Origin of the sequence: Bifidobacterium moraviense (genome assembly GCF_012932365.1) — a bacterium.
In the GTDB taxonomy this organism is placed as follows: domain Bacteria; phylum Actinomycetota; class Actinomycetes; order Actinomycetales; family Bifidobacteriaceae; genus Bifidobacterium; species Bifidobacterium moraviense.
The window spans coordinates 1-15692 of sequence record NZ_JAAIIH010000005.1 but is presented as its reverse complement, the minus strand read 5'-3'; the positions used below and the strand labels follow the sequence as shown (position 1 = coordinate 15692).

The following is a 15692-nucleotide window of genomic DNA, read 5'->3' as shown; positions in this document are numbered from 1 at the left end:
CCCATCCCACAGTGCATCCAGTTTCACGGCGCATCCCGTCACGCGGCGCTTCCCACGCCGCGGCGCGTACCGCTGCGGATGCAAACCACACGATGATATCGTGCGCTACGGCCAAGGCCAGTGCTTGAATGGAGCGCATGGGCGTTGAAGTACCGGAGATGAACGAGCTGCTGCGGCTGGTGCCGACCGTGACGTACGGTGACGGCGACCCCGCCGAAGGGGAGCGCGGGGGAGCGAGGCACCTGTCCGCGGTGCTGCCCGCGGTGACCGCCGCGATCGGGAACCCCGTCGCCACGGCGGTGCACCGCGACCCGGAGTCGCTCAGGCGCGCGCTCGGACTGCCCGAGGCGCGTTCCGCGATCGTCGTGCTCGTGGACGGCCTGGGATTCTGGAACCTCGCCATGCGCCGCGGGCACGCGCCGTACCTGCGCTCGCTGATGGGCGAGCCGGCCAACGCGCGTCCCATCGCCACCTGCGTGCCCAGCACCACGGTCGCGGCCATGTCCACGTTCGGCACCGGCACGTGCCCGGGACTCACCGGCATGACCGGCTACACGCAGCGCAACACCGTCACCGGCGAGCTCAGCCAGCTCATCGCCTTCAAGAACGCCATCGCGCCGCTGGACCTGCAGCGCCAGCCCACGGTGTTCGAGACGCTCGCCGCGCGAGGCGTGCGCGTCACCAGCTCCGGATTGCCCAAGTTCGCGGACTCGCCGCTGACGGTGGCGGCCCTGCGCGGCAGCAGATACGTGGGCAACGCGTCGCCCGCCGACCGGATCCGCGCCGCCTGCGACGCGGCCCGCACGCCGGGGCTGACCTATCTCTACGTGCGCGACGCGGACAAGGTGGGGCACAACTACGGCTGGGACTCCGAGCGCTGGGTGGGCACGTTCGAACGCATCGACGCCCAGCTCGGCCAGCTGCGCAGACTCGCGCCGAAGGGCACGCTCATCGTCGTCGTCGCCGACCACGGCATGATCCAGGTCGATCCCGCCGAACGCATCGACATCGCCGAGGAGCCCGCGCTCGCCGACGGCGTGGCCATGGTGGGCGGGGAGCCGCGCTCGCTGATGCTCTACGCGGCGGACGGCGTAGACCCGGCGGACATCGTCGCCAGATGGCGGAACAGGCTGGAGGACCGCGCCCTGGTGCGCTCCGTCGACGAGGCGGTCCGCGACGGCGTCTACGGGCCCGTGGACCCGCGCGTGCGTCCGATGATCGGCGACGTGCTGGTGCAGGCGTCGGGAGCCGTCACCATCGTCGACTCGCGCATCCAGAACGACAAGGCCACGCATCTGCCCAGCGTCCACGGTTCGCAGACGCGGCTGGAGATGGACATCCCCTGCCTCGTCGATCTGGCCTGACGGCGCCCCGGTCCGAAGACCGTGCGGCGCTCACTCGCCGAACAGGATCTCGTCCCAGCTGGGCACGGCGGAGCGTCCGGACTTCCGCTTGGGCGCGCCCGCCGCGTTCGGCGTCTCCCCCCGCGCGGCGTCGTCCTCGGGGGAGGCGGCCGCGTCCCGACGGTCGGCCGCGGACCCGTCCCCTCCCGCGGGGGAGGATGCGGCGCCATGGGCGCCATGCGCGCCGGATCCGCCGTACAGCCATGCCGTCAGCGGGTTGGACCGGCGTTCCTCGGCCGCCGCACGGGCGCCGTCCGCGTCGCCCGAAGCGTCCGAGGCACCCGGGGCGGACGAGGGATCGGCGGAGTCCCCGGACGGCGAGGCGCTCGGGGACACCGCAGAGGAGAGGTCGTCGGCGGGGCGCGCGGCGTCGGCGTTGCCCGTCGGCAGGGAGTCCGAGGGGCCCGCGGCGCCGTCCGGGGCAGGGACGGTCCGCAGATCCGGGACCGTCGTGCCCCGCGTCGGCGCGGACGCCGGGTCGAACGCCGCGGGAAGCCGCACGGCGGGCGCGCCGGCCGCGCCGGCTCCCGGACCGGGGACGGCGTCGGGCGCCGCGAACCCCGTGATCGGCGCGGCGGACTGGCCGAGCAGCCGCTTGGCCGTGGCGTTGAGCGCCACCACCGTGTTGTCGCGCATGTTCCACGACCAGTCGGCGCGAATCAGACGTCCGGAGGTCTCGAAGGTCGCCTCGATGCGCCACGGTTCGTGATGGCGGCGCGTGGCGCGCCAGGAGAGCTCGTCCATGCCGATGCGCGCCGTGAGCAGCGACTCGGCGATCACCTCGGCGTTCGGACGCGGGCTGCGCACGTTCTTGCCGGTGGGCATGGACAGGAACTGGTCGATGGCGTACTTCTTCTCCGTCTCCACCGGCGCCGCGAACCGGCGCACCAGCGCCTCGGAGATGCCGAACTGCTGGGCCACCTTGTCCGGCGTGATCCCGGCGCGGATCATGGACTGGATCTGCGAGATCGGCAGCGCCGAGGCGGCCTGGGGCAACGGCATGCCCTCGCGCTCGGCCCGGACCTGCTTGGCCTCCAGGATGCCGCGCTCCAGCGCGTCGGTGACGCGTACGCGGAAATGCCTGTTCATCGCCTCGAACACCAGGTCGCCGGAGGCGTTGACGTGGTCGAAGCGTGCGATGTTCAACGGTTCCTCAGGCATGTCATGCACCTATCCTTCAGAAATATGGTTAATTCCATTGTGCCGCACCGTGTCGCATTTTACGGGTATTTCAAATCGTGTATCCTATGGCGCAGTGCAAGCCATGATCGATGTGTCGTGACGGCGGCGCTTGCGGTGCCGTCACCGAGGGAAAGGAATGCAATGGCTCAGGACTACGATTCGCCGCGCAACAAGGACGAGGACGAGGAGTCGCTGCAGGCGCTGGGGAAGTCCGCGCAGAACTCGTCGAGCGACATCGACGACGATGAGAACGCCATCGCCGAGGACTACGAGCTTCCGGGCGCCGACCTGAGCAACGAGGATGCGTCCGTGACGGTGATCCCGATGCAGGGCGACGAGTTCATCTGCTCCGAGTGCTATCTGGTCAAGCACCGCAGCCAGCTGGCCTACACCACCGCGGACGGGCAGCCCGTGTGCGAGGAGTGCGCCGCCTGACATGGCCGTCGACGAAACCTACAACGAACCGGAAACCACCGAGGTCCTCATCAAGTCCGTGTGCGACGGCGTGCCCGCCATGCTGCGCTACGCCCACGCGGGCGACGCGGGCGCCGATCTGACCTGCGCCGAGGACTTCGAACTCAGGCCGTTCCAGCGCGCGCTCGTGCCCACGGGCATCGCCATCGCGCTGCCCGCCGGGTACGTGGCGCTGGTGCATCCGCGCAGCGGCCTGGCCGTCAAGCAGGGCGTGACCGTCCTCAACGCGCCGGGCACCATCGACGCCGGATACCGCGGCGAGATCAAGGTGCCGCTCATCAACCTCGACCCGGAGCGCACCGCGTCGTTCCGCAAGGGCGACCGCATCGCGCAGCTGGTCATCCAGCGGTACGTCGAGGCCAGGTTCGTGCCGGCGGACGTCCTGCCGGGCTCGGACAGGGCGGAGCGGGGATTCGGCTCGACCGGCGTCGCATCCTGAACGCCGGGCCACGCATGACGCGCGCATGTGTCGTAGGATGATAGGACCGAAGAGCGAGGAGGCATGATGTCTGGCATGTCGGCGGATGAAACGAAGGCCGAGGACCACTCCTCGCGCGCGTTGGGATGCGAGATCAGCGCCGATCCGCTCAACCCGCTGCTGCCGATCTGGCAGGTGTGCGAGGACCACCATCCCGGGGAGGACCTCTCCATCCTCAGACGCGCCTACGCGCGCGCCGTCAAGCAGCACGCGCCGCAGCGCCGCAAGTCGGGCGAGCCGTACATCATCCATCCGCTCGCCGTGGCGCAGATCCTCGCCGACCTCGGCATGGGGCCGATCGTCGTGGCCGCGGGACTCCTGCACGACACGGTGGAGGACACTGACTACACGCTCGAGGAATGTCGCGAGGAGTTCGGGGACACGGTCGCCGGGCTCGTGGACGGCGTCACCAAGCTCTCCAAGATGGAATACGGCGATCTGGCGCAGGCCGAGACGATCCGCAAGATGGTCGTGGCCATGAGCCGCGACGTGCGCGTGCTCGTCGTCAAGCTCGCCGACCGCGTGCACAACGCCCGCACATGGCGCTACGTCAAGGCGTCGAACGCGCAGAAGAAGGCGCGCGAGACGCTGGACGTGTACGCGCCGCTGGCCAACCGCCTCGGCATGAACGCCATCAAGACGGAGCTTGAGGAACTGAGTTTCAAGGTGCTCTACCCCAAGATCTACAACGAGATCGTGGTGCTGGTGGCCCGCCGCGCCGGCCAGCGCAACGTCTACCTCAAGCAGATCCTGGCGGAGATCAACGAGGATCTGGACGAGCAGGGCATCAGGGGCTACGTCACCGGACGTCCGAAGGACTACTTCTCGATCTACCAGAAGATGATCGTGCGCGGCCATGACTTCGCCAACATCTACGATCTGGTGGGCGTGCGCATCATCGTCGACACGATCCAGGACTGCTACGCCGCGCTCGGCGCGGTGCATGCGCGATGGAACCCGGTTCCCGGGCGCTTCAAGGACTACATCGCCATGCCCAAGCTCAACATGTACCAGTCGCTGCACACCACGGTGGTGGGCCCCGGCGGCAAGCCCGTGGAGATCCAGATCCGCACGTGGGACATGCACCGGCGCGCCGAGTTCGGCATCGCCGCGCACTGGAAATACAAGGAGAACGGGCAGGCGGGCCGTGCGCTGAGCTCGCCCGACTCCTCGGACCGCCGCCGCGAGAACCAGGAGCTCACCGAGGCGGACAACCTCAAGTGGATCCAGCAGCTGGCCGACTGGACCAGCGAGACGCCGGACTCCAACGAGTTCCTCGGCTCGCTCAAGGAGGATCTCGGCGCCGCCGAGGTGTACGTGTTCACGCCGAAGGGCAAGATCGTCTCGCTGCCGGCGGACGCCACGCCCATCGACTTCGCCTACGCCGTGCACACCGAGGTGGGGCACCGCACGATGGGCGCGCGCGTCAACGGGCGTCTGGTCCCGCTCGACACCAAGCTGGAGAACGGCGACACCATCGAGGTGCTCACCTCCAAGTCCGACAACGCCGGCCCGTCGCGCGACTGGCTGAGCTTCGTCAAGAGCCCCAAGGCGCGCAACAAGATCCGCCAGTGGTTCAGCAAGGAGCGCCGCTCCGAGGCCATCGAGGAGGGTCGCGACGAGCTGACGCGCGCGATGCGCAAGCGCAACCTGCCGATCGCCGCGCTGCTCACGCCCGAAGCGCTCATCGGCGTGGCCGACGAGCTGAACTTCGCGAACGCCGACGCCGTGTTCGCCGCCATCGGCGACGGGCAGATCTCCACGCAGAACGTCATCTCGCGCCTCGTCAAGGACGCGGGCGCCGACGAGGTGGACGCCGAGGTGGAGCAGGAGGTGCTGCCGCTCAAGGAGGTGGAGCGCAAGAAGACCACCACCAGTTCGCTGGGCATCTCCGTCAAGGGCGTGGGCGACGTGTGGGTCAAGCTGGCCCGCTGCTGCACGCCGGTCCCGGGGGACAAGATCATCGGCTTCATCACCCGCAACCAGGGCGTCTCGGTGCATCGCGTCGACTGCATGAACATGCAGGATCTCAGGAAGCGTCAGCCGGAGCGCGTGGTGGACGTCGCGTGGACCAACACCAAGGGCACGTTCATGGTGAAGATCCAGGTGGAGGCGCTGGACCGCCCGCACCTGCTGAGCGACGTGACGCGCGTGCTCTCGGACCACGGCGTGAACATCATCTCCGGCACCATCGCCACCGGACGCGACCGCGTGGCCACCAGCCAGTTCACGTTCGAGATGGCCGACCCGCAGCACCTCAACACGCTGCTGTCCGCCGTGCGCAAGATCGACGCCGTATTCGACGTCTACCGCATCACCGGCACCAAGGACTCGTCCGAGCCGCGCCTGCGCCAGATGCGCTGAGCGCGCCGCGGGAGCGGGGAGCCATCGGAACGAGAAGAGGCACGACGATCCCGTTGTTCGTCGTGCCTCTTCTCGTCGGCGGACGGTGAAAACCGACGACAATGCGAAAGGTGGCCCGCATACGTGGCGTATGCGGGCCACCTCCCGATCAGGCGATGGACGCCGGCCTTACTTGATGGCGTTCAGCCACTGCTCCTTGGTGGCCTTCTCGGCCTCCAGCGCGGCCTTCTTCTTCGGGTCGGTCTCGGCGGCGATCTTCGCGGTCAGCTCGTCGAGCTGGGCGGTCAGCTGACCCTCGAAGCTGGACTTGCGGGCGTCGGCCTCCGGATCGGACTTCTTCCACGCGGCGTCCTCGACGGCCTTGATCTGCTTGTCCACGGCGTCCAGACGGCTCTCGATGCGGCGCATGTCCTCGCGCGGCACGTAGCCGATCTGGTCCCACTCGTCCTGGATGGCGCCCAGCGCCTCGCGCGCCTTCTTCGCCTCGGTCTCGGTCTTCACCGGCAGCAGCGCCTCGGCCTTGACGAGCAGCTCCTCCTTCTTGGCGAGGTTCTCGCGCTCGGAGGTGTTGATCTGGTCGCGGTCGGCCTGACGCGCGTTGAAGAACGTGTCCGCGGCCTCGCGGAAGCGGGCCCACAGGGCGTCGTCCTCGTTGTGGCCGGCACGGCCCGCCTTCTTCCAGCGGTCCATGAGGTCGTTGAACTTGCGGGAGGTCTCGCCCCACGCGGTGGAGTCCTTGAGCTCGTCGGCCTCCTTGATGATCTGCTCCTTGGCGGCCTTGGCCTGCGCCTGCTCGGCGTCGCGCTCCTGGGCCCACTTGCGGCGGCCCTGGTTGAACGTGGTGCGGGCGGCGGAGAAGCGCTTCCACAGGGCGTCCGCGTCCGTCTTGTCGATGCGGACGGTGGTGCGCTGGTGCTGCTGCCACTGGTCGAAGAGGGAGCGGAACTTGTCCGCGGTGGAACGCCAGTTGGTCTTGTCGTCCAGGGACGCGGCGAGCGCCTCGGCCTTCTCCACGATCTTGGTGCGCTCGGCCACGGCCTTGGCCACGGCGGCCTTGCGCGCCTCGGCGATGGCGGCCTTGCGGGACTCGCCCTCCGCCTTGAGACGCTCGAACTGGGCCTTGAGACCGGCCACGTCGCCCACGACCGGCGGCTCGGCGACCTCCTGACCGAGGGTCTTGAGGGACTCGTCGATCTCGCGCGGCTTGATGTTCGAGGACTTCAGGCGGCTCTCCAGCAGGTCGAGCTTGGCCTTGAGGTCAAGGAAGCGGCGGGCGTACAGGGACAGCGCCTCCTCCTTGGGCGCGTCCGGGAACTGGCCCACCTCGCGCTCGGTCTCGCCGTCCCTGACGAAGACGGTGCCGTTGTCGTCCACGCGGCCGAAGGCCTCGGCGGCCTTGACGTCGGCCTCGGAGTAGGCGTTGGGTGCGGGGGCCGGCGCCACGACGGCGGGCTTGGGAGCCGCGGCCTTCGGGGCTTCGGTGGCCGTCTCCTGAGCGGCGGCTGCCTCCGCCTGCGCTTCGGTGTTGGTGGTGGTCTCGGGTTCGGTCACGGTTTCGTCGGCCATGGTCAGCTCCTTAATGGCTGGTGAGCGTATGTCGTCAGCTGCGGCGGATCCGGCCGTCTCGAGTCATGGAACCAGTCATGGACCCATGGGACGGCCGCCCCGTTTTGTCGCAACTCCACCTATTATAAAGAGTCGTGGCTAAAGGTGCATCTTTATCAGGATTTCCAGAGTGGCTCCCGTCCGAGCGCGTCGTGGAGCAGCGCGTCATCGATACTCTGAGGCGTGTGTTCGAGTTGAACGGGTTCCTCGGCATCGAGACCCGTGCGGTGGAGCAGGGCTCCAGCCTGCTCAAGAAGGGCGAGACCAGCAAGGAGATCTACCTGCTGAGCCGCCTGCAGGAGGTGGGGCAGGAGAACGACACCCCCGTCGAGGAGCGTCTCGGCCTGCACTTCGACCTCACCGTGCCGCTGAGCCGGTACGTGGTGGAGCATTCCGGCGATCTCGCCTTCCCGTTCAAGCGGTGGCAGATCCAGAAGGTCTGGCGCGGCGAGCGTCCGCAGGAGGGCCGCTTCCGCGAGTTCGTGCAGGCCGACATCGACGTGATCGGCAACGGCGACCTGCCCGACCACTACGAGGTGGAGCTGCCGCTCGTCATGGTGACGGCGCTGGAGCAGCTGCGCGAGTTCGGCCTGCCCAAGGCGACCGTGCACGCCAACAACCGCAAGCTGTCCGAGGGCTTCTACCGCGGACTCGGCCTGACGGACATCGAGGGCGTGCTGCGCGAGATCGACAAGCTCGACAAGATCGGCGCGGACGAGGTGTCCAAGCTGCTCGTCGAAGGCTGCGGCGCCTCCGAGGCGCAGGCCAGGGCGTGCCTGGAACTGGCCGAGCTGACCGCCGCGAACGGCACGGAGCTCGCCGAGAAGTTCGATGCGCTGTGCGCGGCCCACGGCATCGCGACCGACGGCTCGAACGAATCGTACGCGCTCGCCCGCGAAGGCCTCGACACGCTGGCGATGATCGTGGACGAGGCGGCGCGCATCCGTCCGGGCTCGGTGATCGCCGATCTCAAGATCGCCCGCGGACTCGACTACTACACCGGCTCCGTGTACGAGACGTTCCTCGACGGCGCCGCGTCGCTGGGCTCCATCTGCTCGGGCGGACGCTACGACAACCTCGCCTCGCAGGGCAACCGCAAGTACCCGGGCGTAGGCCTGTCCATCGGCCTGAGCCGACTGGTGAGCTACATGCTGCACACCGCCGGCGCGCACGCGTCGCGCGTCTCGCCGGCCGCCGTGCTCGTGGCCGTGTGGAACGAGGACGAGCGCACGGCGTCCAACCGCATCGCCGACGCGCTGCGCGCCCGCGGCATCGCGGCGGACGTGGCGCCCACCGCGGCCAAGCTCGGCAAGCAGATCAAGTACGCCGACAAGCTCGGCATCCCGTACGTGTGGTTCCCCGGTCAGGACGGCGCGGGCGACGAGGTGAAGAACATCGTCTCCGGCGACCAGAACCCGGCCGACGCCACGTCGTGGCGGCCCGATACTGTGGTTGCCCGGCAGACCGTGGTCATCGACTGAAATACCAAGGCTTTGTGCATCACGGAATCGATACCCGAATCGATATAAGGAGTAGGGAAAGTATGGGCCAGACGGCTTATCGCACACATCATGCGACCGACGTGACGGAGGCGCTCGTCGGTCAGAAGGTCACCCTCGCGGGTTGGGTCGACCGTCGCCGCGACCACGGCGGCGTGGCGTTCATCGACCTTCGCGACAACACCGGCCTCGTGCAGGTCGTGATCTACGACGAGGAGATGGCCCGCCCGCTGCGCAGCGAGTTCGTCATCCAGGTCACCGGCGAGGTGCGCCTGCGCCCGGACGGCAACGAGAACACCCATCTGGCCACCGGCAAGATCGAGGTCGTGACCGAGTCCATCACCATCCTCGCCAAGTCCGACGCGCTGCCCTTCCAGGTGTCCACCGCGCTGGAGAACGAGTCCGAGAACAAGCTGCCCGGCGAGGACGTGCGTCTCAAGTACCGCTACCTCGACCTGCGCCGCCCGTCCATGCAGCACAACCTCAAGCTGCGCTCCGAGATGACCAAGGCCGCCCGCCACGCGCTCGAGGAGATGGACTTCACCGAGGTGGAGACCCCGACGTTCATCAAGTCCACGCCGGAAGGCGCCCGTGACTTCCTCGTGCCGGCCCGTCTGGTGCCCGGCTCCTGGTACGCGCTGCCGCAGTCCCCGCAGCTGCTCAAGCAGCTGCTCATGGTCTCCGGCGTGGAACGCTACTACCAGCTCGCCCGCTGCTACCGCGACGAGGACTTCCGCGCCGACCGCCAGCCCGAGTTCACCCAGCTGGACATGGAGATGGCGTTCGTCGACCAGGAGGACGTGATGGCCATGGCCGAGAAGGTCATCGCCGCCATCTGGAAGACCGCCGGCTACGAGGTCAAGCTGCCGATCGCCCGCATCTCCTGGCAGGAGGCCATGGACAAGTACGGCTCCGACAAGCCGGACCTGCGCTTCGGCAACCCGCTCGTGGAGCTCACCGAGTACTTCAAGGACACCCCGTTCCGCGTGTTCCAGGCCCCGTACGTGGGTGCCGTCGTCTTCAAGGGCGGCGCCGTCACGCCGCGTCGCCAGTTCGACGCGTGGCAGGAGTGGGCCAAGCAGCGTGGCGCCAAGGGCCTCGCCTACGTGGTCTTCGCCGAGGACGGCGAGCTCAAGGGCCCCGTGGCCAAGAACCTGTCCGACGAGGAGCGCGCCGGCCTGCGCGAGGCCGTGGGCGCCGAGCCGGGCGACGCGGTGTTCTTCGCCGCCGGCTCCCGCGAGTCCTCCCAGCTGCTGCTGGGCGCCGTGCGCGTGGAGCTCGCCCGCCGCGAGGGCCTGCTCGATCCGAAGAAGTTCGCCTTCACGTGGGTCGTGGACTTCCCGCTGTTCAAGCGCACCGACGATCCGGACGACGACGACGTGGCCGTGGGCCACTCCAAGTGGACGTCCATGCACCACCCGTTCACCATGCCGTCCGCGAACTGGATCGACAGGTTCGACCAGGATCCCGAGCACGCCATGTCCGACTCCTACGACATCGTCTGCAACGGCGAGGAGATGGGCGGCGGCTCCGTGCGTATCCACCGCGACGACATTCAGGACCGCGTCCTCAACGTCCTCGGCATCACGCCCGAGGAGGCCAAGGAGAAGTTCGGCTTCCTGCTCGACGCCTTCAAGTTCGGCGCCCCGCCGCACGCGGGCATCGCCCTCGGCTGGGACCGCACCGTGTCGATCCTCGCCGGCGCGGACACCATCCGCGACGTCATCGCCTTCCCGAAGGCCGGCGGCGGCCGCGATCCGCTGACCGGCGCTCCGGCCCCGATCACGGACGAGCAGCGCGCCGAGACCGGCGTCGACTACGATCCGGACGAGGACGAGGACTGACGACCGTCGTCTGACGGCGCGTCCCCGACGCTGAACCCAAGGGCTCCTTCCGCATGGAAGGAGCCCTTTTGCGTTGTTTTGCGTTGTCTGACTTCGGCCCGGAGCCGCTACGCCAGCCGTCGCCGCACCTCGTCCGGGTCCACGTCGGCGTCGAAGCCGGGCCATACGAGATCCATGCCCGCGATCGCGTCGCGCAGCAGCTCGGAGACCACGGCCCGGGAATACCATCGGTTGTCCGCCGGCACCACGTACCAGGGCGCGAAGTCCGTGGAGGTGCGTTCGAACGTCTCCTCCCACGCGGCCATGTAGTCGTCCCAGCGGTCCCGCGCGTCGAGATCGCTCATCGCGAACTTCCAATGCTTGGTCGGATCGTCCAGACGCCCCAGGAAATGGCGCTTCTGCTCCTCGGGGCTCACGGCGAGGAAGATCTTGACGATCGCGCAGCCGTCCGCCGCAAGCGCCCGCTCGAAGTCCACGATCCGCCGGTAGCGCGGCCGCCATTCCTCCTCGGGCAGCGTGCCCCACACGTGCGGCATGACCACGTCCTCGTAGTGCGACCGGTCGAACACGGCGATCCATCCGGGCCTCGGCAGTTCGCGTTCCACGCGCCACAGGAAGTCGTGCGCGCGCTCCTCGGCGGTGGGCGCGCCGAACCCGTGGTAGTGGATGCCCATCGGGTTGCCCTGCCGGAACACGTGCTTGACGAGACTGCCCTTGCCCGAGGCATCCATGCCCTGCAGGATGATGAGCACGCGTCGCCTGGAGCCCTTGAGCCCGTTGGCGTACAGCAGCTGCTGATAGCGGGCGATCTGGTCGGCGCTGATGCGGATGAACCGCTCGCCGTCCGTCTTGGCGCCGTGGAAGCCCGGCGTGGCCCCGCCGATCGCGTCGCTCAGCCGCCAGCCGTCGCGGAACGCCAATCGCTCCGCCGGCGGCGTGGACCACACGGAGCTCAGCAGTTCGCTGGACCGGGCCGCCTGCCGCAGCCGTTCCTCCGCGCTCGCCGTGGAGCCCGCGCCATGCACGGCGTCCAGCTTCGCCAGTGCCTGCTCGGCCTTGTCCAATGCCTTGTCGATTCGCCTCGTCGCGTCAGCCATGGATCCAGTGTAGTCCCGTCGCGGCAGCGCCGCCGGTGGCGGCGGCATGCGTCAGCGCAGCAGGTCGCGCAGCGCCGTCGCGAGGCCGTCGTGGTCGACGTCCGGCGCGATCACGTCGGCGGCCGCCTTGACGGCCGCGGTGCCGTTGCCCATCGCCACGCCGATGCCGGCGGCCTGGATCATCTCGAGGTCGTTCTCACTGTCGCCGATGGCGATCGTGTCGGACGTCGGCACCCCGAGCCGTTGCGTGATCTGCACGAGCGCCGTGCCCTTGTTCACGCCGGGGATGAGGATCTCGCCGTTGTCGTCGCCGGAGGCGTTGAGGGATCCATGGATGATGGTCGCGTATCCGGCGAGTGCGCGCCCGATGTCCTCCACGGTGAGGCTGCCGTCGTCGGGAACGTAGAACGTGCCCTTGCGGATCGCCGGCAGCGGCACCGCATCATCGGCGATGGTGTGCAGTCCGTCACGCATGCCGGGGTATCTCAGCAGTTTCTTCCATATGCCGGACCGGCGCAGGTAGCGTTCGGTGGCATGCATGCCGTCGGGGCAGTGCCAGGCGTACGGTATGGCGTGCGCGGCGAAGAACGAGGTCGCCACGCGGGCGGACTCCTCGGGCATGTGCTCGTCGATGACGGTCTCGCCGTCAAGCCGGGCGCATGCGCCGCCGTCGGACACGATGCCGTCGAATCCGAGTTCGAGCACCGGCGGATCGATGTCCAGCGCCGCGCGGCCCGAGCAGATGAACAGCCTGTGCCCGGCCTGCCGTGCACGGCGGCATTCCCTGCGCGCCGATTCGGGGATGCGGTGGCTGCTGTCCAGCAGCGTGCCGTCGATGTCGATGAATACCAGTTTGGTCGTGCCCATATGCGTGTCCTCCTCAGTGGAAATGCCGATTGATCGCCATGAGATGCCGACTGCGGTGTCCGGGACATTGATGGCGTCATCCATCAGTGTAATTCATTCGAATAACTTTGGCGATTTCGTTGTTTCCGTGGTCGGGAGTCCGCTGCCGAGCCGCTGGGGGAGCAGGGGCGGAGCGCCCTTTCCGGGCGGGATGCTCCCGACCGCGATGTCGGAATGCCCCGGCGACGACCGGCCTCGGAATGCCGGCGATCATGGCGATCAGGCAATCGGCGGTTTTGTACACTGTACTTGGGTCTGGGCCGTGGTCGTCACGGTGCGAGGCATGGCGTCCGCGGGCTGTCGACATGGAGGATGGGTATGGAAGTCGGATCCGTCACGATACGTGATGTGGCGAGGCTTGCCGGGGTGGCGCCGTCCACGGCGTCTCGCGCCCTGAACGGGGGATCTGCCTCCGAGAAAACCCGGGCGAAGGTCCGCCAGGCCGCTCAGGCCCTGAATTTCGTGCCCAATCAGGCGGCGAAGCAGCTGACTTCCGGCAAATCGGACATCGTGGCGATCATGGTGCCCGAGGAACCGGATTTCGTATTCCTCGACGCTTTCATCTCGGGGATGATCGCCCAGCTGTCGTCCACGCTTACGGCCGCGAACCTGCTGCCGTTCCTGGCGCTTACCAAGCCGCACGACGCCCGGGAATTCCTCAATGTGATCAGAGGATCGGGCGCGGTGGGCGTCATAGTGATCAGTTTCCACTATTCCAAGCCGTTCGCCGACGTGTTGAAGCAGTGCGACAAGCCCATCGTATGCGTCGGCACGCCGGATCCGGCCATGCGGTACCCGTACGTCGATGTCGACAATTATCAGGGCGGATATGATGCGGCCACGTTGCTGCACGACCGCGGTTGCAGGCATGTGGCGGTGATCGCCGGTCCGACGAACATGCAGGCGGCGGTATTGCGCACGCAGGGCGTGATCGCCGGGCTGAAAGTACTGGGTATGGAACCGGTTGCGCTTGTTCATGGGGAATATGGGTCTCGACATGGCGAGGAGACGATGCGGAGGATCCTCGCCGAGCATCCGGAAACGGACGGCGTCTTCGCGCAGTCCGATGAGATCGCGGCGGGGGCGCTGCGTGCGCTGCTGGACTGCGGCAAACGCGTTCCCGACGATGTGGCGTTGATCGGCTTCGACGATTTTCATGTAGCGCGCGTTGTTTCCCCAAGTCTGACCACCTTCGCCCAGCCGTTGGCGGTCATGGCCCAGACGGCCACGCAGATGCTGTCCGAACGTCTGAGAACCGGCAGATGGCAGCGTCGCGTCATCCTGTTCCCCGCTCCCGTGGTGCGGCGCCAGAGCGCCTGAGCGTCCGATCGTCCGGACCCGGGCGTTGCCGGTGTCCGCTGCTTTCGCCCGTCCCCTCCGGTGCCTCCATCGCGAGTTGTAGGGCAGTGGACGTATGATGCATGCGGAATTGGAATCGGTTCCATTTTGCTGATGCCGTATCGGCAACGCACGAACACAACCAGAAGGAAACATGAAGAGAAGTCTGCTTGCCCTGGCTGCCGGATCGTTCATCCTCGGTGCGGCCGAATTCGTGATGATGGGCATCCTGCCGCAGACCGCGGCCGCCACCAACGTGGACATTCCGACCGCCGGCCATTACATCTCCTCGTATGCACTCGGCGTGTGCTTCGGCACGCTCATGCTCGTCTTTGGCCGCAAGACGCCGCCGAAGAAACTCATCATCCTGTTCATGGTCATCGCGTTCGTCGGCAACGCGCTGTCCGCATGCGCGCTCAACGCCCCCATGCTGCTCGTCACGCGCTTCATCGCCGGACTGCCGCACGGCGCGTTCTTCGGCACGGCCACGGTCGTCGCGAAGGAACTCGCCGATCCGGGCAAGGAGGCGCAATCCGTCTCGATGATGGTCGCCGGCCAGACCATCGCGAACATGCTCGGCGTCCCCGCCGGCACGCTGCTCGCCGAAGTCCTCTCGTGGCGACTCGCGTTCGCGTTCCTCGCCGCATGGGCGGTAATGACGGTGGTTCTCGTGGCTGCTTGGGTGCCGCAGGTCGCGCCGATCAAGGATGCGGGCATCAGGGGCCAGTTCCGATTCCTCACCAAGATCGGTCCGTGGTTGATCATCGCCGCGATCTTCACCGGCAATGCCGGCGTGTTCTGCTGGTGGAGCTATGTCTCGCCGTGGCTGCAGAAAACCGGCGGCTGGGCCAGCGCGCTGGTGCCGCTGTTCATGATGCTCGCCGGATTCGGCATGGTCGTCGGCGGTCTGATCGGCGGCTGGGTGACCGATCATTGGCGCCATGCGGGCACCGCCTCGCTCGGTCAGACGATCTCCTGCATCGGCCTGCTGATGGTGCTTCTCGTGCCCGGCAACCACGCCACGACCACCATGCTCACGTTCTGGATCGCTTTCGGCCTGTTCTTCGTCAACGCGCCGCAGCTGCTGCTCATGGCCGAGGCGGGTCAGGGCGGCGGCGAGCTGATCGCCGGTGCGGCCGCGCAGGTCGCGTTCAATTTCGGCAACGCGGTCGGTTCGGCGGTCGGCGGCATGACGCTCAACGCGTTCTCGATGGACTACCGGTTCACCGGTCTCGCCGGTCTGCCGCTGAGCGTTCTCGGCGTCGCGCTGCTCGCGCTGTACTCGTGGCGGTACGAGACGGATACCGACGCGATCCACCGTCTGCGCGAAGTGCAGGTGTGACGGCGTCGGCTCGGCATCGTCACCCGTTCTCGCGGGGGGGTGTTCCTATGTTTTTGTCAACTCCTTGGGGAGTTGACGTGTCGGGATTCCGGTTGGCTGTCGTGGGCGCGCTTCGCCCTGCCGGTGGCGTCCGGCGTCCTTTCCCGTGTGGCCCGGTTCA

12 protein-coding genes are annotated in these 15692 nt (G+C 67.8%); 8 read left to right on the top strand and 4 right to left on the bottom strand.

The genetic code is table 11. From position 1 onward, the window contains the following. The first annotated feature begins 137 nt into the window (after positions 1-137). Positions 138-1364: an alkaline phosphatase family protein gene (locus G1C96_RS04790; RefSeq protein ID WP_169275517.1), complete on the top strand. Its 1227-nt coding sequence runs from the start codon at positions 138-140 to the stop codon at positions 1362-1364. Positions 1365-1394: 30 nt separating this feature from the next. Here G1C96_RS04790 and sepH read toward each other — a convergent pair whose 3' ends face one another. After that, entirely contained in the window at positions 1395-2564 is a 1170-nt protein-coding gene (gene sepH / locus G1C96_RS04785; protein WP_169275516.1) for a septation protein SepH, read from the bottom strand. Positions 2565-2726: 162 nt separating this feature from the next. On the opposite strand from sepH, the gene G1C96_RS04780 reads away from it, so the two are divergent. The 3 genes from G1C96_RS04780 to G1C96_RS04770 all read left to right on the top strand — a co-directional run bounded on the left by G1C96_RS04780 (position 2727) and on the right by G1C96_RS04770 (position 5901). After that, positions 2727-3020, top strand: a complete 294-nt coding sequence (locus tag G1C96_RS04780; protein WP_169275515.1) for a DUF4193 domain-containing protein — start codon at positions 2727-2729, stop codon at positions 3018-3020. 1 nt (position 3021) lies between these two features. Further along, positions 3022-3498 carry a dUTP diphosphatase gene (gene dut / locus G1C96_RS04775; RefSeq protein WP_169275514.1) on the top strand — a complete coding sequence of 159 codons (477 nt, stop codon included), beginning with the start codon at positions 3022-3024 and terminating at the stop codon, positions 3496-3498. 75 nt (positions 3499-3573) lie between these two features. Then, on the top strand, positions 3574-5901 hold the full coding sequence (locus tag G1C96_RS04770; protein WP_169275599.1) for a RelA/SpoT family protein: 2328 nt from the start codon (positions 3574-3576) through the stop codon (positions 5899-5901). A 168-nt stretch (positions 5902-6069) separates the two neighbouring features. On the opposite strand, the gene G1C96_RS04765 is transcribed toward G1C96_RS04770, so the two are convergent. Continuing rightward, on the bottom strand, positions 6070-7467 hold the full coding sequence (locus G1C96_RS04765) for a DUF349 domain-containing protein (RefSeq protein WP_169275513.1): 1398 nt from the start codon (positions 7465-7467) through the stop codon (positions 6070-6072). Positions 7468-7601: 134 nt separating this feature from the next. Here G1C96_RS04765 and hisS point away from each other — a divergent pair, with 134 nt between their 5' ends. Beyond that, positions 7602-8987 carry a histidine--tRNA ligase gene (hisS, locus tag G1C96_RS04760; protein WP_169275512.1) on the top strand — a complete coding sequence of 462 codons (1386 nt, stop codon included), beginning with the start codon at positions 7602-7604 and terminating at the stop codon, positions 8985-8987. Positions 8988-9049: 62 nt separating this feature from the next. Then, a complete protein-coding gene (gene aspS, locus G1C96_RS04755) occupies positions 9050-10849 on the top strand; it encodes an aspartate--tRNA ligase (protein WP_169275511.1) in 1800 nt (599 codons plus the stop codon). 107 nt (positions 10850-10956) lie between these two features. Here aspS and G1C96_RS04750 read toward each other — a convergent pair whose 3' ends face one another. Next, positions 10957-11946, bottom strand: coding sequence for a PPK2 family polyphosphate kinase (locus G1C96_RS04750; protein ID WP_240945103.1), 990 nt, complete (start codon positions 11944-11946; stop codon positions 10957-10959). A gap of 51 nt (positions 11947-11997) precedes the next feature. Continuing rightward, positions 11998-12813: an HAD family hydrolase gene (locus tag G1C96_RS04745; protein ID WP_169275509.1), complete on the bottom strand. Its 816-nt coding sequence runs from the start codon at positions 12811-12813 to the stop codon at positions 11998-12000. 357 nt (positions 12814-13170) lie between these two features. On the opposite strand from G1C96_RS04745, the gene G1C96_RS04740 reads away from it, so the two are divergent. Together G1C96_RS04740 and G1C96_RS04735 are read left to right on the top strand one after the other, a co-directional pair. Continuing rightward, positions 13171-14172 (top strand): LacI family DNA-binding transcriptional regulator, encoded by a 1002-nt coding sequence (locus tag G1C96_RS04740; RefSeq protein ID WP_240945102.1) that lies wholly within the window; start codon positions 13171-13173, stop codon positions 14170-14172. A 172-nt stretch (positions 14173-14344) separates the two neighbouring features. Then, complete coding sequence (locus G1C96_RS04735; RefSeq protein ID WP_169275507.1) at positions 14345-15532, top strand: MFS transporter; 1188 nt, start codon at positions 14345-14347, stop codon at positions 15530-15532. Positions 15533-15692: the final 160 nt, after the last annotated feature.

What these genes read in the sequence shown, in the direction of transcription:
- G1C96_RS04735 (WP_169275507.1), top strand. Translation starts at nt 14,345, where the DNA reads ATGAAGAGAAGTCTGCTTGCCCTGGCTGCCGGATCGTTCATCCTCGGT.
- sepH (WP_169275516.1), bottom strand. Translation starts at nt 2,564, where the DNA reads ATGCCTGAGGAACCGTTGAACATCGCACGCTTCGACCACGTCAACGCC.
- G1C96_RS04765 (WP_169275513.1), bottom strand. Translation starts at nt 7,467, where the DNA reads ATGGCCGACGAAACCGTGACCGAACCCGAGACCACCACCAACACCGAA.
- G1C96_RS04745 (WP_169275509.1), bottom strand. Translation starts at nt 12,813, where the DNA reads ATGGGCACGACCAAACTGGTATTCATCGACATCGACGGCACGCTGCTG.
- dut (WP_169275514.1), top strand. Translation starts at nt 3,022, where the DNA reads ATGGCCGTCGACGAAACCTACAACGAACCGGAAACCACCGAGGTCCTC.
- G1C96_RS04780 (WP_169275515.1), top strand. Translation starts at nt 2,727, where the DNA reads ATGGCTCAGGACTACGATTCGCCGCGCAACAAGGACGAGGACGAGGAG.
- G1C96_RS04790 (WP_169275517.1), top strand. Translation starts at nt 138, where the DNA reads ATGGGCGTTGAAGTACCGGAGATGAACGAGCTGCTGCGGCTGGTGCCG.
- G1C96_RS04770 (WP_169275599.1), top strand. Translation starts at nt 3,574, where the DNA reads ATGTCGGCGGATGAAACGAAGGCCGAGGACCACTCCTCGCGCGCGTTG.
- G1C96_RS04740 (WP_240945102.1), top strand. Translation starts at nt 13,171, where the DNA reads ATGGAAGTCGGATCCGTCACGATACGTGATGTGGCGAGGCTTGCCGGG.
- G1C96_RS04750 (WP_240945103.1), bottom strand. Translation starts at nt 11,946, where the DNA reads ATGGCTGACGCGACGAGGCGAATCGACAAGGCATTGGACAAGGCCGAG.
- aspS (WP_169275511.1), top strand. Translation starts at nt 9,050, where the DNA reads ATGGGCCAGACGGCTTATCGCACACATCATGCGACCGACGTGACGGAG.